Below are 18,982 nucleotides of genomic sequence, written 5' to 3'. Positions count from 1 at the left end.
TTCGCAGGGGGAGGAGCTTAGACCAACTCCCTGATGGCATTGATTAATTTTTCAACACCCGCTTCCACCTTCGATCTCGGACAGCCAACATTCAGGCGCAGGAAGCCGTTGCCTTCTTCGCCGTAGGTATAACCCGGCATGATGGCGACTTTTTGATGTTCGATCAGCTCATTTTGCAGTTGATTATCGTCAAGCCCGAGCGGGCGCAAATCAATCCAGGCCAGATAGGTGGATTGCGGCGGCTGCCAGTTGAGCTGCGGGAAGGCGGCGTTCAGTTGTTCCGCAACGTATTGCAGATTGCCCTGTAAATATTCCCGCAGCGCGTCAAGCCAGGGTTCACCGTGATGATACGCGGCAACGTGCGCATGAATGGCCAGCACTGCCGGAGACGATAAGCCATCGCAGGATTTTAGCTGCTGCAGATACGCCTCGCGCGGGGCCTGATGGCTGATCAGGCCGTAAGCGCCGGTCAGCGCCGGGATGTTGAAACTTTTCGAGCCGGACGTCAGTAACGCCCATTCACCGCGTGCGACTTCATTCCACGGCGTGTGGCGGTTTTCGCCCCAGACCATATCCATGTGGATTTCATCACTGATCACCCGCACGTGGTGGCGTTCGCAAAGTTCTGAGATGAGCGCCAGTTCTGTACGCGTCCAGACTTTACCGGTCGGGTTATGCGGGCTGCACAGCAACAGCAAAGTGCAGGCCGGTTGCGCCAGCAGACTTTCCAGATGTTCTGCGTCCAGCGCCCAGTCGTTAGCGTTTTTAATCAGCGGACAGGCCAGCATCTGGCGCTGATTGCCATCCACAACTTTGAAGAAGGCGTCATAGGCGGGCGTAAATGTCACCACGCCGTCGCCCGGCTGGCTCCACTGGCGGATCAGTTGCGCAACCATGTAAATCACTGACGGGCCGTAAACCACCATTTCGCGGTCAATCTGGCTGTTAAAACGTTGCTGATACCAGTGCGCCACCGCGCCGAGAAAATCATCGTGATGCCAGCGGCTGTAACCGAGCACGCCGTGTTGCAGACGTTTTTGCAGCGCATCGAGAATGCAGGGCGCGGCGGGGAAATCCATGTCGGAGATGGTAAATGGCAGTAAGTCTGCACTGCCGAAACGGTCAGCAACGTAATCCCACTGGGTGCACCAGGTGCCATGACGGTCGGTAACGGTGGAGAAATCAAAAGTCATTCTTTTCACTCCCTGAATAAAGCAGAAAAGGGCGACCGGAGTCGCCCTGTTAATCATAGTTACGCGATAGCCGGTTCCGGCGCGGGCTGACTCGCCGCGGTGCGGATCAGGTAATCAAGTTCATCTTTCACTGATTGCACCTGCGGACCAATCACCACTTGCAGATTGTGTTCGTTAAGATGCACAACACCGATGGCGCGGTTGGCTTTCAGCGTGGCATCGTCGACCAGCGACATATCTGCCACGGAAAGACGCAGGCGGGTGATGCAGTTATCCAGAGAAACGATATTACCGGCACCGCCCAGCGCGCTCAGAATAACCGGCACGTTGTAGCCAGATTTACTGGAAGACGGCACCGCTGCGGCAGCAGGCATGTTCTCAGATTCCCGGCCCGGGGTTTTAATGTTAAAGCGGGTGATGGAGAAGCGGAAGATGGCGTAATAAGCCGCGAACCAGATAGCCGCCACAACCGGCACCAGATACCACTTGGTGGCAGTGCCGTGCAGGATACCGAAGACCACAAAATCGATGATGTTGCCGTCAGTATTGCCGATGGTTACACCCAGAACCGACATGATGGTGAAGCCCAGGCCGGTCAGAATGGCGTGGATCACGTACAGAACCGGCGCAACAAACAGGAACAGGAATTCGATCGGTTCAGTGGTGCCGCCAACCACACAGGCAACCACGCCGGAAATCAGCAGACCTTTAATTTTATGACGGTTTTCAGGTTTCGCGCAGTGGTACATCGCCAGTGCAGCACCCGGCAAGCCGCCGAGGAACGCAGGCATTTTGCCCTGAGAAAGGAACTGTGTCGCGCTTTCAGAAAAACCGTGCGTGGTCGGGCAGGAAAGCTGCGCCTGGAAGATGGTCAGCGCGCCGCTGACTTCGCGACCACAGACATCCAGCGTACCGCCAGCTTCGGTGAAGCGGATCAGTGCAACCAGAATGTGATGCAGACCAAAAGGTAACAGCAGACGCTCGCCGGAACCGAAAATCATCGGACCAAATACCCCTGCGCCCTGAATCAGACGGCCCAGACCGTTAATGCCAGCGGCGAAGAAAGGCCAGATCAGCGGGATAAGCAAACCGACCAGACCGAGCACCACCGTGGTGACAATCGGGACAAAACGCGTGCCGCCGAAGAAGGCCAGCGCATCCGGCAAACGGATCGTGTTGTAGCGTTCGTGCAGGATGTACACGATGATACCGACAATCACTGCGCCCAGAATACCGGTGTCGATAGACTGAATGCCGAGGATCATCTGGATATTATTGGCTTTCAGCACCATCGGGTCGACGGTCGGCAATGTGCCGTTGGCGGTCAGGAAAAAGTTAATCGCCAGATTCAGCACGGCGAAACCGACGAAGCCGGAGAAAGCCGCCACACCTTTGTTTTCACGCGCCATGCCCAGCGGGATAGCGACCGCAAACATTACCGGCAGGAAGCTGAAGGCAAACGATCCGACTTTGCTCATCCAGACGAAAACCAGTTGCAGGATCGGATTCCCTAATGCGGGGATCAGCGTCACCACATCATGACTGCTTAACGAACTGCCGATGCCCAGCATGATGCCGCAGAACGACAGCAGGGCGACCGGAAGCATGAAAGTTTTCCCCAGGCTTTGGAAGAATTCCCAAAGTGTGACACGTTGTTTTTTTATTTGCAGGCATACCCGCTCCATGAGTTGTTTTATTAAGCTGCTTTTGATGGCGGCTAAGATAAAACGTTTTACCTAAATAATACGTGTCGTACCTCACAATATTTAATGATGCTTGCACCAAGCTGGTTAAAGGAAGGTTAAACGTTTTACTCAAAGGGTGGAATTAGGTATAACTGTCTGACCACGCTAATTATTCCAGCCTTCGAGTAAAGCGGGCGGGCAGGGATCCTGTTTCATGGCATTTCAAATCAACGGCAACACCCGATGAACCCTAAAAAAATCACGATCGTAGATGTGGCGCAGCACGCGGGAGTGTCCGTGACCACGGTTTCACTGGTGCTCAGCGGCAAGGGACGGATTTCCCAGACAACCGCAGAACGGGTTAACCGGGCGGTTGATGCGCTGGGTTTTGTGCGCAACCGGCAGGCGAGTACGCTGCGCGGCGGAGAATCCGGCGTGGTCGGGCTGATAGTCCGCGATATCTGTGAACCGTTTTATGCCGAAATGACCGCCGGTCTCAGTGAGATGTTTGAAGCGCAGGGCAAAGTGTTATTTCTGCTGCAAAGCGGCCCGTCCGGTAAAGGGCTGATGCGTTGTTTCGATACGTTGCTGACCCACGGCGTGGACGGCATTGTGATCGCCGGTGGCGTGAATACCCTCGGTGGGTTGAGAGAAAAGGCGGAAGAACATGGCGTCCCGCTGATTTGTGCCGCGCGCTCCGGGGGTATTGAGGGGGTTGACGTTGTCCGTCCCGATAATATGCTTGCGGCGAAAATGGCCACGGAATATCTGATCAAACAGGGCCACAAACAAATCGCCTATCTTGGCGGATTGAGCAATTCGTTAACCCGCGCCGAACGCCTCGGCGGCTTCTGCGCCACACTGCTGCAATACGGTCTGCCATTTCGCACTGAATGGATTATTGAATGTGACTATCAGCAAAAAATGCGCCGCCGATGCTGCCGAAATCTTATTATCCCGCTATCCGAAAATCAGCGCGATTGTCTGCCATAAAGCTTCCGTCGCGCTGGGTGCCTATTTCGGCGTTCTGCGCACCGGCGCACAAGTCGGCGGCGGGGCAGTAGACAGTTTCTTCCAGCAAAAAATTGCCCTGATAGGCATGGAAGATGCACCGGAATCGGAGCTGACCGAGCCTCCGCTGACCTCCATTGCGAACTCCGCACGGGAAATCGGCCACGCAACGGCCAGGCGCTTGTTGCTGAGGATTGGCGGGCAGAATCTGGAAGCGCAGAATATTATTGTGCCACCGGGGCTGGTGGAGAGGGAATCGGCTTAGCTGATGCCTGAGCGGGCACTCCGGACGCTTTTAAATTTAGAATCCAGGTCAAGGTTGTGGGTTGCCGCCCACAGTGGCCCAAAGAATTTGAAACGAACCCCCAGGAATCCTGCGTTTTTCTCACTGCGCGCTGTTGCCGGCGTTTATGTTCCAGCGGGCGGGGTGACAGCCGCAAGCCCAGGGTGTTCGTCTGGATTTATTCCACCGTCGAATATTTCACGTAGTGATTGGAACAGTTAAAGTGCGCGACATAACCCAGGGTGCCGTTCGGGCCTTTCGCGCTGAACGGGATGTTATAGGTCCCTTTGTCTTCTTTAGCGTCATCGCTGATGAAATTCAGAACCGGCACCGACGTGCCCATGTTGTCTTTATCATTGCCCCAGTTAGGGATACGGTTTTCCATGTAATCACGGGTGACCGTATCGATGGCATTGTCCTTGCTGATATCGGCACACGCGCCTTCTGTGGAGCGCTGCATCCACCACGGGTAGATATACACAGAGCCCAACATCAGCACCATCAAAACGAAAATGACTGAAACAATCCCGATCAAAACAACTTTACTCATAATGCCTGCCACTCCTGAAAATTATCAGTCAAATCATAAGCTGCCTGAATAAATCAATATTAAATGCCAGGCGCGAAAGCGCGTATGTTACGCCACTTACTCAGCAGAGGTTAAGTAATATCAGCCTTTCTGTTGCATTCGCTTACAGAAGCCAACACCCCGGACAGCGCGCCGGGGTGTTAGCCTTTTCACAACATACATTGTTTACGTAAGGAGTCAGGCATGAGTCAGCAACAACCCACGGTCGCCGTACTGGGGCTGGGCGCAATGGGGCACGCGTTCGCCGCTAACCTGATCAAAAAAGGGTTCAATACCCGCATCTGGAACCGGACGGCTTCACGGGGTGATGATTTGGTGAAAGCCGGTGCGACACGCGGCCGGACACCGCGTGAAACCGCTGAAGGGGCGGATGTGGTGATTACAATGCTGTCCGATGGCAAAACGTCCCTTGACGTTTATCAGGGTGACAACGGTTTGCTTGCCGGCCTGAAACAGGGCGGCATTATCGCTCAAATGGGAACGCTCGGCGTAGACGCGACTGAATCGTTGATGGCGCTGATTAAAACACTGCGTCCTGATGTGGTGTTCTTTGATGCACCGGTTTCCGGGACGAAAGCACCGGCCGAGCAGGCGCAAATTGTGGTGCTGGCCAGCGGGGATCGTGAAGCGGGTGCGGCTATTGAGCCGGTATTTGCCGCCATTTCCAAAGCGACAAAATGGCTGGGCGAAGCCGGGCGTGCATCCAAAATGAAACTGGTGGTCAATGCCTGGCTGATTGCCATGATGGAAGGTATCGCAGAAACTACGCAACTTGCCGAAGCGCTGGGTTTCACCCCCGACGATCTGTGGAATGTGCTGGAAGGCGGTCCGCTTGCTGCGCCGTATATCAGGGGCAAAATGGAGATGTTCAAAAGCGGTGATTACACCCCGCAGATGCAGCTGACCTGGGCCCTGAAAGATATCAATCTGGCGCTGGAAGCGGGCAGCAATCTTGAACTGCCGGTGATGAAACGTATCAGTCAGACCTGGCAGGGTGCGGTCGATGGCGGTTATGGCGGGAAGGATCTGGCGGTGGTGTATCACTTTCTTGGCAATAAGTCTTAAGTCATTAAAAATCAGCGGCCTGTCCACGGAAGGGCTGGCTGTTTTCTGCCTCTCATTCATAACCCTGAAGTATAAACCAGACCATCTGGCTATTGGTCTGTCATCCGGCAACCGTGATAGCGTTGATAATTATTAATAACATCACGGCGGACTACGCGATGAGCCAGACATCCCCCTCTATCCCTCTGATCGATTTCAGTCAGTTTTCTGCAACGCCCGGACAGCGGGAAGCGTTCCTTGCGCAACTGCGTTATGCGGCGCGTGAGATTGGTTTTTTCTACCTGAAAAATCATGGCGTTGATGCGCAGTTACTGAAGGATGTTCAGCGGGTTGCCCGACAATTCTTTGCACTGCCCGAGGAAGACAAACTGGCTGTGGCGATGATCAACTCGCCACACTTTCGCGGTTATAACCGGGCCGCCTCGGAGATTACCCGGGGGCAGCCGGACTGGCGCGAACAGTTTGATCTCGGTGCCGAGCGGCCAAAACTGCCGGTCACAGAGAGTACGCCTGCATGGGCAAGATTGCAGGGGCCGAATCAATGGCCGGAAGCATTGCCGGAATTGCGCCCGCTGTTACTGCGCTGGCAACGGGAGATGACGGCCATGTCGCTGCGTCTGCTGCGGGCTTTTGCCCTGGCGCTGAAACTGCCGGAAGACGCGTTTGATCCGCTGTATGGCGAAAAGCCTAATGAACATATCAAACTGATCCGTTATCCGGGGCGCACGGTGGGCGCCGGAAATCAGGGGGTCGGTGCGCACAAGGATTCAGGATTCCTCAGTTTTCTCTTGCAGGATGAACAGCGCGGTTTACAGGTGGAAGTGGAAGAAAACCAGTGGATCGACGCGTTTCCGGTCCCTGATACGCTGGTGGTAAATATCGGCGAGTTACTGGAACTTGCCACCAACGGCTATCTGCGCGCTACGGTACATCGGGTTGTCTCGCCACCGGAAGGCGGCGAACGCTTGTCGCTGGCATTTTTCCTTGGCGCTCAGCTTGATGCTGTTGTGCCATTATTCCCGTTGCCCGCAGAACTGGCGCAGGAAGCGCGGGGAGAGGCAAGCGATCCGCTGAATCCGTTATTCCGCGATGTGGGTTTCAATTATCTGAAAGGGCGGCTGCGCTCACATCCTGACGTGGCACAGCGCTATTATTCCGATTTTCCCGGGGCTAATACTGCTGGCTGACCGGGGCCTGTGCAGTATCTACGCTGACCATGGTGGACATGCCCGGACGCAGACGGTTACTTTGCTGCTGTCCCGGTTCCAGTTCAATGCGCACCGCGATACGTTGTGAGATTTTGGTGAAGTTACCCGTCGCGTTATTTAACGTCGGTGATATAGCCTGACACCTGGGGGCTGAGCAGGGTAACGTTGCCACGAATAATAACGAGTAACAAATCAGTAACGGAAGTGACTATTGCAGGCGGGAAAAGCTATAAAACGTGAAAAATCGCCAATTAAAGCGCGGCGATATTGGCAGTAATACTGGCGAGAACACCCCGGGCGATATCCACATCATTTTGCGGAATACCTTCCATGACGCGGATCAGAATGTCATCCGTCATGATGCGTACCTGATTTGCCAGCTCAGTTCCGGTTTCTGTCAGTCTGATATCTTTCGATCGACGATCGGTTTCTCCGGGGCAGCGTTCCAGCAGGCCCAGCTCGGCGAGGCTGTCAAACAGGCGAATGGCGGTAGGGTGTTCCACTTCCAGCAACGCGGTCAGTTCACCCTGAGGCAGGCGTCCGCTGGCGGCTTCCAGATGTAATAACACTTGCCCGCGAGCCAGTGTCAGGCCAATAGTTTTGAAACGGGCATCACAATAAGTCCGCAACTGACGGCCGATATGAATGGTTTCAGGCAGGAAACGGACGGCAGGAGAGGTGGCTTCCGGGCGGCGGCGTAATATGGTCACAGGAGATCCTCAACGTCGGGGATTAGCAGGTTCTGAGACGTCAGATTAGCACAATAAGCAACATTTATCAGAAAAGGACGGCTGCCATTAACATTTTGAGACAAGTGGAAGGGTTATCTAAGTAAAGTTTCCGGAAACTATTTATGCTGTCCGGAAAGCCATTTTACCTGTTTGCTTTATCCCTCTGACGGAGAAAATACAATGCAACCTGTCATCAACATGATCACGCTGGGTGTTAAAGACCTGGCCGCTTCTACCGAATTTTATCAGCACGGACTGGGCTTTCCAAAAGTGGTTATCGATTCTGAAGGTGTCAGTTTTTTTGAACTGGCAGGTGCCTGGTTATCGCTATTCCCCTGGGAGGAACTGGCAAAAGATGCGCAGGTCAGCCCGGCAGGGAATGGTTTTCGCGGTATGGCGCTGGCGCAAACGGTGGCCAGTGAAGCTAAAGTGGATGCCATTCTGGCTCAGGCGGTCAGTGCGGGAGGTAAATTGATTAAGCCGGGACAGAAAGTGTTCTGGGGTGGATATTCGGGTTATTTCGCCGATCCGGACGGACATCTGTGGGAAATCGCCTATAACCCGTTTATGACCATCGGGCCGCAGGAGAAATGACGTTCATTCCTGGACGACGAAATAGATAATTAGTTACAACATACAATGTGCTTTATTAAAAATGGTGATCATCTTTGACATATAAAAAGACACCGCATAAAGCGGTGTCTGTCATTATTCTGGCAGGAAAAGAGGAGGTTATAAACCGCGTTTTTCCATTAACAGGGCCAGATCGACCAGGCGGTTTGAAAAGCCCCATTCGTTATCATACCAGGCGAGAATTTTCACCAGCTTGCCGCCAATCACCAATGTTGAAAGCCCGTCAATAATGGATGAACGCGGATCACCGCGATAATCGCTCGACACCAGCGGCTCCTCGCTGTAACCCAGAATGCCTTTAAGCGGGCCGGATTCAGCCGCCTTACGAAACGCGGCGTTAATTTCTTCAACAGTCGCTTCGCGTTTAAGGTTAACGGTTAAATCGACGATGGAAACCACCGGCACCGGAACTCGTAGTGAATAACCGGTCATGCGTCCGTCCAGTTCCGGGATAACTTTCCCGATCGCTTTCGCTGCGCCGCTGGAATACGGAACAATGGAAACCGCTGCCGCACGCGCACCCCGTAAATCTTTTTCAGGTTGATCATGCAACGCCTGGCTGTTGGTGTAGGCGTGTGTGGTGTTCATCAGGCCGTGTTCAATGCCGAAGGTCTGATGCAAAACCTGAGCGGCAGGGGCCAGACCGTTGGTGGTACAACTGCCGTTGCTGACCACTTTGTGTTTTGCCGGGTCGTAATCGCTGTCATTAACGCCCATCACAATAGTGATGTCATCATTTTTGGCCGGTGCGGAAATAATGACGCGTTTTGCTCCGCCCCGGGTGATGTGAACTTCCGCTTTAGCTTTTTCAGTAAAGAAGCCGGTAGCTTCAATAACGATATCAACGCCCACAGAGCTCCACGGAATTGCAGCGGGATCCCTTTCTGAGAAAACGCGTACCGGTTTTCCATCAACCCGTAATTCGCCTTCACCCGCTTCGACGTCAGCTTTTAACGTGCCTGAGAGTGAGTCATATTTCAGAAGATGAGCGAGAGTCTTACTGTCCGTTAGATCATTAATTGCCACCACCTGGAAGTCATCCCGCCCGAGTGCGCGCGCAAAACATTCCGTCCAATCCTGCCAAAACCATTGATACCTACTTTGACCATGATGAACTCCTTAGTTATCTGCTTTACAGTTAATCTAGTACGCAGGAGGATTGGCGTAAATGACAATAAAAGATCAATTTACGCCAAATATCTGGAGCAAAAGCGTTCTCTGTATTCTGTCGGTGTCAGTTGTAAATTTCGTTCAAAAACGCGGCGCAGGTTCAGCCCGCCGCCGAAGCCGGTCGTGAGGGCGATACGATCTATGTTTTGTGTTGTTTGTTCCAGAAGCTGTCGCGCGGCACTCAGCCTGACTTCCTCAACATATTTTGCCGGGGTTATGCCGGTTTCGCGTGTGAAAACGCGCGTGAAGTTTCGCGGACTCATCGCGACACGTTCAGCAAGGTTTTCGACAGATAAATCGCTGTTGAGATTCTCAGGTAACCAGGCCTGAAGTTCGCGGATAGAGCCATTGCTGGCCTGATTCAAAAGATAGCGGCTAAATTGCGACTGTCCACCCGGACGCCGGAGAAACATTACTAAATCCTGAGCAACATTTTTAGCGATGCTGAAACCATGATCTTCTTCGACCAATGCAAGAGTGAGGTCAAAGCCGGAGCTGACGCCACCTGACGTCCAGACCGGACCGTCCTGAACATACATCGGGCCGCGTTCCACGGTCACCTGCGGGTATTGGGCCTGCAGGGTGTCGATCAGACGCCAGTGTGTGGTGGCGTGTCGGCCGTTGAGTAATCCCGCCTGGGCGAGCAACACCGCGCCGCCACAAACAGATACCACGCGGCGGGCATGCGACGCAGCCTGTTGCAGCCAGCGGACAACGTTTGAGCCTTCTTCTTCAGATAAGCCTTTACCGGTGACTAAGATAGTGTCGCGGGTCAATGTGGGGTCAAGATCGCATAACCGGTGATCCGCGAGAAGGTTAAGCCCTGAGACACCGTGAATCACACGGTGCGGTTGTGTGGTCGCCACAGTCACCTGATAAGGCGCAATTTTGGAATCAGACGTGGCGTGGAGAGGCAACAGACGATTCGCCTGCATGAGGATATCAGCAATGCCTGCTGCTTCGAATAACATGCCCCCGTCGGGGACGATAATCAGGAATGTGTTCATGGCATTAAAAATACAATGTGTATTAAATAAGTCAAATCTGCGAATGCTGTTATTGAATCACTCAGCCAGTAAATTAACGTGAAAGCAGGGCGCAGGGACCGGATTTCGCACTTTTGATACCGTTGAATGTCAGAAAATCCCTCATAAATACATGACCCTGAGTGACGATAACGGTATCTTATCAGCCGGAGAAACGTTCATTTAGATCCTGGAAGATTATGATTTCATTATTCAAAAAAACTTCACAATTCAGCATGTTGGTTATGCTGATGATTTTGGCTGGCTGCTCGGGCAAACCTCATTATAAGAAATACGACACGCATGCCTTTGATGATGAGATTGAAGATGCTGCCGATGAATACAAAGTTGACCGTAAACTGGTGAAGGCAATCATTCAGGTCGAATCCGGATTTAATCCCAAAGCAGTCAGTCCATCTAATGCTATTGGTCTGATGCAGCTGAAAGCATCGACCAGCGGTTGCGATGCATATCGTTATAAAGGTAAACGCGGTTGCCCGGACGACGATGATTTGCTGGATCCGGAAACCAACATTGATCTGGGAACGGCATACATCAGTGCATTGCAACGTCAGCAACTTAACTGGATTAACGATCCGCTGACGCGCCGTTATGCCACAGAAGTCGCGTATGCCAACGGTGCGGGAGCGTTACTTAGAACGTTTTCCAGTAACCGGCAGACGGCAATCCAGATGATTAATCAACTGACGCCGGAAGCCTTTAACTGGCATGTTCGTCAGTATCATCCGGCGCCGCAGGCACCCAGATATATGGCCAAAGTCGAAAAAGCCTATGCCGGTTTATAGTGTTTAGAGCACTGAAAAATGGACGTGCTACGTGAAATCTGCAGTACAACTATGCTGTTCAATTCTCAGAATTCACGTAGCGCGATCAATTTGAAACCCTGAAAGTCCGGACGGAGGTGGTGAATGCCAGATAACATATTCACAGATATTCCTGAAGCTGCACGCAATGGTGAAGGCGAGACCTTTGAAGAGTTGCTGACACGACCCGGTATTCGTATTGAGCGGATTATTTCCACAGGACAAGCCAGCCCGACGGGATTCTGGTATTGCCAGACGCATGACGAATGGATACTGATCTTGCAAGGTTCGGCTGGTTTGAGGTTTGATACCGAAACCGAGGTGCGCATTCTGAAAGCAGGCGACTTCGTGAATATCCCGTCGCTGTGCAGACACCGCGTCGAATGGACTGAACAGAATGGAACGACCATCTGGCTGGCCATTCATTACGGTGAAAAAACGTTGAACGAAGCAGGTGAGGCAGAATGAGGAAAATGATGGCGTCTGGTGCGTAAGTTGATATCCTATTTAACATAATATACATTATGCGCACTTTGATTATCCGTTCTATATCCTCTACATTGTTCTTATTCTGATAACGGGAAATCCTCCCGGAGGTTTTGGTGATTATCGCTCAGGTGTCTGACATTCATGCCGCAGAAAATAATGATAACCTCGCACGCTTTGAACGCGCACTGACGTGGATTGATCTCATTACGCCTGACGCCCTTGTGCTGACCGGTGATTTGATTGACGACAACTGGCGTGATGGTTATGCCGCTATCGCCGCTCAGCTGAATAAAAGATCTTACCCGTCATTCATATTGCCCGGTAATTCAGACGACCGTGCAGCAATGAAATCAATTTTGCATTGCCATTACTGGTGCAATTCCGGCGAAAATGACGCGCTGCATTTTGTCGCGGACATCGGTGAACTCCGCCTTATCGGCCTTGATACCACCATCCAGGGAAATCCCGCAGGAGCCATTGGCGAACATCTGCCGTGGCTGGCCGATAATCTGATCAGCGACGGTTCCGCGAATTCCATTCTTTTCATGCATCATCCGGTTATCCGCAGCGGCATTCCGCCTTTAGATCAGATAATGTGTCGCGATGTGGTAAAACTGGCTGAGTTTTTAAGTGAGCATCCGCGAAAACCTATCGCTATCTCAGCAGGTCATGTTCACCGGTCAATGGCCGGTCAACTGGCCGGAATACCGGCTTATATTTGCGGCTCCATCTGCCCGGAAAATCCTTTGTGGTTTGGCACGGCAATTGTTCCTCCCGTGAACAACTTCTTGTCATTTATGATTCACAGATACAATGACGGTGAGATGGTTAGCCACCCTGTCCTTCTTTAATATCTGCCTGATATATGCGCACGCTATACCATCAACCGGACGTTCTCTCTATTTAACGCAGGAAACCTCATGAAAAATATCACTTTTTACAGTCGTTTTGAGGCTGACATTCTTGCTGGCCGTAAAACGATCACCCTGCGTGAAGCCAGCGACGCGGATTTTACAGCAGGCGATCAGGTTCGCGTCAGCCGTTATGAAGATGACGTGTTTTTCTGCAACATTGAAATTATCGCTGTCACTGGTGTACAGTTCGACGATCTCAACGATCAGCACGCGGTGCAGGAAAACATGACACTGGAAGAACTTAAACAGGTCATCAGCGAGATTTATCCGGGGCTGAAATCACTGTTTATGATTGAATTTCGTCTTCTTTAATTGCGTGTGGCGCGCCGGGATCCCTTCTCCACGCGCCCTTTTCTTCTCATCAGCCATTCCAGCGGGAATTGCGGATCACTGAACAGAAATTTCCTTTGATAAAATCGGGTTCTTTATCAGCAATGACGTCGGCTTTGACATTGCCGAATGTGGTCTGCGGCTTGTGTTTAATTCCGTCATAAAATGCCTGAATAATATCTTCCTTGAACGCCGGTGTCCGCGGATGCGCTTCGACAACCGCATTACGTACGCTGTCATCGTAGCCCTGATAATTGATGCCGAGTACGTCCATTTCCACACCTGAAGTCACCAGTGCGATCACCGGATCCATAAATTCAGGGATGCCCGGCGTGGTATGCAGCGCAATGGCGGTCCAGACCTTATCGATGTCCTGCGTGCTGATGCCGTGCTGTTGCATAAACTCGCGTGCGGCATTGGCGCCGTCAACTTCAAAGCGTTTATCGCAACTGCAATTTTCGTGTGTCAGCCCCACATCGTGGAACATACAGCCAATATAAAGCAGCTCATGATCAACCTTTAGCTGACGTTGTTGCCCGGCCAGCGCGGCCCAGTAATATACACGGCTGGAATGATGAAACAGTAAATCGGATTCCATATCACGGACCCGTTCTGTTGCTTCACGGGCCATTTTGCTGTCGGGAATGCGGATACCCTTAATGTTCAGAGTCATAGTATTTGTCCTGTTGGGTTGAATAGAGTCAGCATAAGCGGCAAGATAAATGTCATCAATCATCGTAATATGACGTTATGAGACATAATTGTTCATTTGCGACAGGAAATATTCAAATGCCAAAACACATCATTATTCTCGCCGTGCCGGGCGTGCAACTTCTCGATGTCTCCGGTCCGCTGGATGTTTTCGCTGAAGCCAACCGGCAACGCGGCCGCGACGTTTATACCCTGAGCGTGATGGCGATTGGCGACGATCCCGTTGTACGCACCTCTTCCGGCGCGCGTCTGTTTGCAGATCTCACTCTTGCAACCCCACTTCCCGCTGCCGTCGATACTTTTCTCGTCGCAGGTGCGCCCGTGCTGGAAACATTCCTGCGGGATGAAAAATTAAAAGACGGGATCCGTACCTGGAGCCACCATGCGAAGCGTTTTGGTTCCGTGTGCAGCGGTGCGTTATTACTTGCCGCCGCCGGGTTGCTTGACGACCGGCGCGTGACCACACACTGGTCCGTCGCCGCAAAGCTAAGCGAAGAGTATCCGCGGGTGAATGTCGAAGCTGACGCTATTTTTATTGCCGAGGGTGAGCTGAGAACGGCAGCAGGTGTCACCTCCGGGCTGGATTTAGCCCTGAATATGGTGGAAGAAGATCTTGGACGGGAAACCGCGCTGGATGTCGCTTCGCAACTGGTGATGTTCTTCAAACGTCCCGGCGGGCAGTTGCAGTTCAGCCGCCATGGTCAGGCGTCGCTGAGTGGCCGGTCGGCATTACAGGACGTACAGCGGTGGGTGATGAATTCGCTCGACCAACCGCATAATGTGCAAAGCCTGGCTGTTCATATGGGGATCAGTGTCCGCCATCTGACGCGTTTGTTTAATCAGGCGCTGCGGCAATCACCGGCAGAATGGCTGGAACAGCAACGGATATTTCACGCGCGGCAACTGCTGGAAACGGGGGGAATGGCGGTGAAGCAGGTTGCGGCACAGTGCGGATTTTCCAGCGTTGATATCTTGCGACGTGCGTTCGTCAGGCAATTATCCGTGACACCGTCACAATATCAAAAGCAGTATTCCCGTTGAAAAAACCTTCGAGAAATCAGGCTTCTTTTGCTACCTGAGCACGCCGGAAACAATCCGGATGATGGGTATTAATCAGGCCGGTAGCTTCCAGCCAGGCATAGACTATTGTCGGGCCGACAAACTTGAATCCACGCTTTTTGAGATCTTTTGAAATCTGATCAGACAGCGCATCTTTAGTCGGAACCGGCCCGGTATGCTGAATCGCCTTCCCGCCAATTTGCGCCCAAATCCACTCACCAAAATCTTCACCCGCTTGCTGCATGGACAGATAGGCCCGGGCGTTGCTGACAACCGCCGTGATTTTGCTGCGGGAGCGGATAATATCGGCGTTATTCACCAGCCTTTCGATGTCTTCTTCGGTAAATTCTGCGACTTTCTCGGGTATAAAATCGCAGAAGGCCAGGCGCAAGGCATCCCTTTTTTTCAGCACGATCCGCCAGGATAATCCGGCCTGAAAGCCATCAAGCATCAGCTTTTCCCACAGTGCACGGCTGTCACGTACCGGCTTGCCCCATTCATCATCATGATAGTCAATCATCATCGGGTCACTCGTGCCCCACGGGCAACGGATCAGATCTGTCATCGCGAACTCCTGAAAGCAGAAAGTTCTTTATTCTAACCTGACCCGTGCATGGAAGGGGTAAACTTCTTCTTCACCCTGCTGAGCGAGTATTACACTGAATTTAATGATTTCACAGATGTTTATGTGTGCACATTTATTGGTTATGGGTATCACCGAATGTTGTAACTAATTTATGAGTCATGATTTTGCATAAATGAAATTCTATCCCCCGGTCTTTTCGGTGGCAGAGATTGATTTACGTCATCATCCTTTTTGGGCATAGGAATTATATTACGCTTCTTTATAAACAGGATGGAACCATGTTTAGTCGTTTAGGTCGTATATTTAGCCCCGCAACCCCCCCTCACGGTAAAGAAGTTGAGAAGAACCAAACCTTTCCGCAATCCTTTATTTCCAAAGGTAATTCTTGTGCTTATAGATACGATTCGCGCGGGCCGGAAATAATAGAAGCTCAGGGGTTTTTTGGAACAATCAGCCGGGATGACACAGAGTTTCGGGTATTTGGAGATAACACTGTCTTTGCCTCCAGGACGAAAAAAGGGGCAAAGGCTTTCCTCAAAACGAGAACTTTCATGGGGAAACAAAATTTCCAATACCTCTATGAGATCAATATATTAGGAAAGCGTAGCTTTTCATTTGTTGAAAACTACAAACGTGATCAAAATGCATTAATCGAGGCGATGTTAGCTTCCTTACCGGCTGAATTAGTGGCGAGCATGCCAGTTAGTGAGGCTCGTGCCCTGGCGCACAGTGCTCTCATTCGCGACTTTAACAGCGTTGATGAAATTCAAATTGAAGCGCCAATTTCAACCCAGCGAATAAAACATATTGCCACCACCTTAGTGTGATTATCTAAAACTTTCCGGACGGTTGCTCATTGAAATATCCTAAGCATTGAGTTTCTGTCTGGTTAAATTGTTTATAGGGGAAGTTTATGATTTCCCTATTATTCAGGTATGTACATTTTCCCATTTTGCCCTAAACTGTATGTTGTAACTAACCGGAGGGTTTATGGCGGATTATGATTTAATTGCCCGGATGAACGGCTGTTTTAACGAACTGGAAATGGCATTGCAAGATTTGGGGAATTTCCTGGGGCAACTGGAATTATTGCAGGCGCGGGTATTTACCTTGCCTGAAGTAGTGAAAGGCGAAGAGCATAATCCGGCGGACAAAATCACTGTCACGCCTCACACCGGCGAAACCGCACAGCAACTGGCATTACAGCATTTTCAGCGGTTGTTTATTCATCATAATAACGAGAATGTCAGCAGTAAATCCGCCGTCCGTTTACCCGGTGTGTTGTGTTATGCCGTGGACGCAGCGGAGCATCAGTCTGCCCTGCTGTTGATTGAAGAAGTGAATAAGCTGAAAGCTGAACTGGAACATATCGTGACCGTCGAGTCCGGTCTCGCCCGTGAACAGCGTTTTGAGTTTGTACATACCCACCTTCGCGGCCTGATAACGCTGAACGCTTACCGTTCGGTGACGTATCTCAATGACCCGGACTCCGTGCGCTTTGGTTGGGCTAACAAACATATTATTAAGAACGTGACCCGCGATGAAGTTCTGGCACAACTGGAAAAGAGTCTGCATGCCGGACGCGCTGTCTCGCCTTATACCCGTGAGCAATGGATGGAAAATATTAACCGCGAGATGATAGACGTGAAGCGTTTGCCGGAACACGCGGCGCTCAAATTCAAACGCCCGGTGAAAGTTCAGCCCATAGCCCGCGTGTGGTATCGCAACAACCAGAAACAGGTGCAACACCCCTGCCCGCTGCCGCTGATTGCGTTATGTTTGCGTTCGCCCATGATGCAACTTCCTAAGTTAGGGGAACTGCATGATTACGATGTGTCATCCGTGAAGCATAAATATAAACCGCAGTCGCAGCCACTGAGCCTTCTGATCAAACGTCTGCATCTTTATACGGACCATCCGCTGTAAGCCGCTCAGAACGTGAAAAGGTCCGGTTGCCCGGACCTCATTTCACATGTAAATAGCAGGCCGTTTACGCTTTCATGCTACCGACCATGGCTTCAGGCCGCACCCACTCGTCGAACTGTTCTTCGCTCAGATAACCGAGTTTCAGCGCCGACGCTTTCAGGGTCAGGCCTTCTTTATGCGCTTTCTTGGCGATTTCCGCCGCCTTGTCATAGCCAATATGGGTATTCAGCGCAGTCACCAGCATCAGCGATTCATTCAACAACTGGGTAATACGGTCACGGTTAGGTTCAATACCGACCGCACAATGCTCGTTAAAGCCGCTTATACCATCAGCCAGCAAACGAACGGATTGCAGGAAGTTATGGATGACCAGCGGACGGAACACGTTCAGCTCAAAGTTACCGGATGCACCGCCGATGTTGACTGCAACGTCATTTCCCAGCACCTGTGCGCACAACATAGTCATCGCTTCGCACTGCGTCGGATTGACTTTGCCCGGCATGATCGAGCTACCCGGTTCGTTTTCCGGAATCGAGATTTCACCAATGCCGCAACGCGGGCCGGAAGATAACCAGCGCACGTCGTTGGCGATTTTCATCAGTGAAGCGGCCAGCCCTTTCAGCGTGCCGTGGCCATGAACCAGTGCGTCACAGGTCGCCAGCGCTTCAAATTTATTCGGGGATGTCACAAACGGTTGTCCGGTCAGTTCTGCCAGTGCTTTCGCCACACGCACGGCGTATTCCGGGTGCGTATTCAACCCTGTACCGACTGCAGTTCCGCCCAGCGCCAGTTCGGCAATATGCGGGATGCTGTTTTCAATGTGCGTCAGGCTGTGTCCCAACATGGCTACCCAGCCGGAAATTTCCTGCCCCAGTGTCAGCGGTGTGGCATCCTGCAAATGCGTACGCCCTATTTTCACAATGTCACGATATGCCGTGGCTTTATCGGACAGCGTTTTGTGCAACACTTTCAACTGCGGGATCAGGGTTTCGCGCAGTTCAATCACTGCCGCAACGTGCATGGCCGTCGGGAAAACATCGTTGGAGCTTTGGCTCTTGTTCACATCATCGTTCGGGTGAACTTTACGTTCTTCGCCGCGCACGCCACCGAGAATTTCACTTGCCCGGTTAGCCAGCACTTCATTCATATTCATGTTGGTCTGGGTGCCGGAACCGGTCTGCCAGATGGACAGCGGAAATTCGGCAGAATGCTTGTCGGCAAGCACTTCATCGGCAGCGGCAATAATGGCGTTTGCCCGCTCAGCAGGCAGTAACCCGAGGTCCATATTGACGCTGGCTGCCGCACGCTTTGTCAGTGCCAGCGCGTGAATCAGCGCCGTTGGCATTTTTTCAGAGGAAATACGAAAATGCTCGAGGGAACGTTGCGTCTGTGCGCCCCAAAGCTTATCTGCCGGAACATCAATTGGCCCCATTGAGTCTTTCTCAACGCGTGTAGATGCCATTACTGTCTCCTTAGATGCTTATTACGATGATAAATCAGTTTTTTTGCAGGTTACTGTTTGCCGCACGCGCTCCCACGCATCCGTTGGC

At 51.9% G+C, this 18,982-nt stretch carries 18 protein-coding genes and 3 pseudogenes; 11 read left to right on the top strand and 10 right to left on the bottom strand.

Going from position 1 to position 18,982, the window contains the following annotated elements; translation table 11 throughout:
• Positions 1-17 precede the first annotated feature (17 nt).
• Together UC14_RS16925 and malX are read right to left on the bottom strand one after the other, a co-directional pair.
• Positions 18-1,193, bottom strand: a complete 1,176-nt coding sequence (locus UC14_RS16925) for a MalY/PatB family protein (protein WP_112198088.1) — start codon at positions 1,191-1,193, stop codon at positions 18-20.
• Between the two features lie 59 nt (positions 1,194-1,252).
• Positions 1,253-2,878 carry a maltose/glucose-specific PTS transporter subunit IIBC gene (gene malX, locus UC14_RS16920; protein WP_112198087.1) on the bottom strand — a complete coding sequence of 542 codons (1,626 nt, stop codon included), beginning with the start codon at positions 2,876-2,878 and terminating at the stop codon, positions 1,253-1,255.
• A gap of 243 nt (positions 2,879-3,121) precedes the next feature.
• On the opposite strand from malX, the pseudogene malI reads away from it, so the two are divergent.
• Positions 3,122-4,154: pseudogene (malI, locus tag UC14_RS16915) on the top strand (Mal regulon transcriptional regulator MalI).
• A 196-nt stretch (positions 4,155-4,350) separates the two neighbouring features.
• Here the strand turns inward: malI and UC14_RS16910 are convergent.
• A complete protein-coding gene (locus UC14_RS16910; protein ID WP_037034006.1) occupies positions 4,351-4,722 on the bottom strand; it encodes a protein YebF in 372 nt (123 codons plus the stop codon).
• Between the two features lie 222 nt (positions 4,723-4,944).
• Here UC14_RS16910 and UC14_RS16905 point away from each other — a divergent pair, with 222 nt between their 5' ends.
• Together UC14_RS16905 and UC14_RS16900 are read left to right on the top strand one after the other, a co-directional pair.
• Positions 4,945-5,826, top strand: coding sequence for an NAD(P)-dependent oxidoreductase (locus tag UC14_RS16905; RefSeq protein ID WP_112198086.1), 882 nt, complete (start codon positions 4,945-4,947; stop codon positions 5,824-5,826).
• Positions 5,827-5,984: 158 nt separating this feature from the next.
• Entirely contained in the window at positions 5,985-7,013 is a 1,029-nt protein-coding gene (locus UC14_RS16900) for an isopenicillin N synthase family oxygenase (RefSeq protein WP_112198085.1), read from the top strand.
• Here the strand turns inward: UC14_RS16900 and UC14_RS16895 are convergent.
• Both UC14_RS16895 and UC14_RS16890 read right to left on the bottom strand, forming a co-directional pair.
• A pseudogene (locus tag UC14_RS16895) lies at positions 6,997-7,173 on the bottom strand (hypothetical protein); the annotation flags it as partial. The gene UC14_RS16900 and the pseudogene UC14_RS16895 overlap by 17 nt on opposite strands.
• Before the next feature lie 112 nt (positions 7,174-7,285).
• A complete protein-coding gene (locus UC14_RS16890; RefSeq protein WP_112152251.1) occupies positions 7,286-7,744 on the bottom strand; it encodes a MarR family winged helix-turn-helix transcriptional regulator in 459 nt (152 codons plus the stop codon).
• A 201-nt stretch (positions 7,745-7,945) separates the two neighbouring features.
• Between UC14_RS16890 and UC14_RS16885 the strand changes: the two genes are divergently transcribed.
• On the top strand, positions 7,946-8,359 hold the full coding sequence (locus UC14_RS16885) for a VOC family protein (RefSeq protein ID WP_112198084.1): 414 nt from the start codon (positions 7,946-7,948) through the stop codon (positions 8,357-8,359).
• A 138-nt stretch (positions 8,360-8,497) separates the two neighbouring features.
• On the opposite strand, the pseudogene gap reads toward UC14_RS16885, so the two are convergent.
• Positions 8,498-9,507: pseudogene (gene gap / locus UC14_RS16880) on the bottom strand (type I glyceraldehyde-3-phosphate dehydrogenase).
• A 78-nt stretch (positions 9,508-9,585) separates the two neighbouring features.
• Entirely contained in the window at positions 9,586-10,575 is a 990-nt protein-coding gene (locus UC14_RS16875) for a GlxA family transcriptional regulator (RefSeq protein WP_112198083.1), read from the bottom strand.
• Positions 10,576-10,793: 218 nt separating this feature from the next.
• On the opposite strand from UC14_RS16875, the gene UC14_RS16870 reads away from it, so the two are divergent.
• The 4 genes from UC14_RS16870 to yqfB all read left to right on the top strand — a co-directional run bounded on the left by UC14_RS16870 (position 10,794) and on the right by yqfB (position 13,132).
• A complete protein-coding gene (locus UC14_RS16870) occupies positions 10,794-11,399 on the top strand; it encodes a transglycosylase SLT domain-containing protein (RefSeq protein ID WP_013575507.1) in 606 nt (201 codons plus the stop codon).
• Between the two features lie 123 nt (positions 11,400-11,522).
• Positions 11,523-11,885, top strand: coding sequence for a cupin domain-containing protein (locus UC14_RS16865; protein WP_112198082.1), 363 nt, complete (start codon positions 11,523-11,525; stop codon positions 11,883-11,885).
• 134 nt (positions 11,886-12,019) lie between these two features.
• On the top strand, positions 12,020-12,757 hold the full coding sequence (locus tag UC14_RS16860) for a metallophosphoesterase (protein ID WP_013575509.1): 738 nt from the start codon (positions 12,020-12,022) through the stop codon (positions 12,755-12,757).
• A 69-nt stretch (positions 12,758-12,826) separates the two neighbouring features.
• Positions 12,827-13,132, top strand: coding sequence for a N(4)-acetylcytidine aminohydrolase (gene yqfB / locus UC14_RS16855; RefSeq protein ID WP_013575510.1), 306 nt, complete (start codon positions 12,827-12,829; stop codon positions 13,130-13,132).
• Between the two features lie 49 nt (positions 13,133-13,181).
• Here yqfB and UC14_RS16850 read toward each other — a convergent pair whose 3' ends face one another.
• Positions 13,182-13,823: an HD domain-containing protein gene (locus UC14_RS16850; RefSeq protein ID WP_013575511.1), complete on the bottom strand. Its 642-nt coding sequence runs from the start codon at positions 13,821-13,823 to the stop codon at positions 13,182-13,184.
• A 116-nt stretch (positions 13,824-13,939) separates the two neighbouring features.
• Between UC14_RS16850 and UC14_RS16845 the strand changes: the two genes are divergently transcribed.
• Positions 13,940-14,902: a GlxA family transcriptional regulator gene (locus UC14_RS16845; RefSeq protein ID WP_112198081.1), complete on the top strand. Its 963-nt coding sequence runs from the start codon at positions 13,940-13,942 to the stop codon at positions 14,900-14,902.
• Positions 14,903-14,918: 16 nt separating this feature from the next.
• Here the strand turns inward: UC14_RS16845 and UC14_RS16840 are convergent, their stop codons facing one another.
• Positions 14,919-15,485 carry a DNA-3-methyladenine glycosylase I gene (locus UC14_RS16840; protein ID WP_013575513.1) on the bottom strand — a complete coding sequence of 189 codons (567 nt, stop codon included), beginning with the start codon at positions 15,483-15,485 and terminating at the stop codon, positions 14,919-14,921.
• A 299-nt stretch (positions 15,486-15,784) separates the two neighbouring features.
• On the opposite strand from UC14_RS16840, the gene UC14_RS16835 reads away from it, so the two are divergent.
• Entirely contained in the window at positions 15,785-16,333 is a 549-nt protein-coding gene (locus UC14_RS16835; protein WP_112198080.1) for a hypothetical protein, read from the top strand.
• Between the two features lie 163 nt (positions 16,334-16,496).
• On the top strand, positions 16,497-17,432 hold the full coding sequence (tus, locus tag UC14_RS16830; protein WP_013575515.1) for a DNA replication terminus site-binding protein: 936 nt from the start codon (positions 16,497-16,499) through the stop codon (positions 17,430-17,432).
• Positions 17,433-17,496: 64 nt separating this feature from the next.
• Here the strand turns inward: tus and fumC are convergent, their stop codons facing one another.
• The gene (fumC, locus tag UC14_RS16825) at positions 17,497-18,894 is read right to left on the bottom strand and encodes a class II fumarate hydratase (protein WP_112198079.1); all 1,398 of its coding nucleotides are present in this window, start codon (positions 18,892-18,894) and stop codon (positions 17,497-17,499) included.
• Positions 18,895-18,982 lie beyond the last annotated feature (88 nt).

This window comes from Rahnella sp. NRRL B-41462 (assembly GCF_003263525.1).
Classification (GTDB): Bacteria; Pseudomonadota; Gammaproteobacteria; order Enterobacterales; family Enterobacteriaceae; genus Rahnella; species Rahnella aceris.
This window is presented reverse-complemented; position numbering and strand designations above follow the sequence as displayed.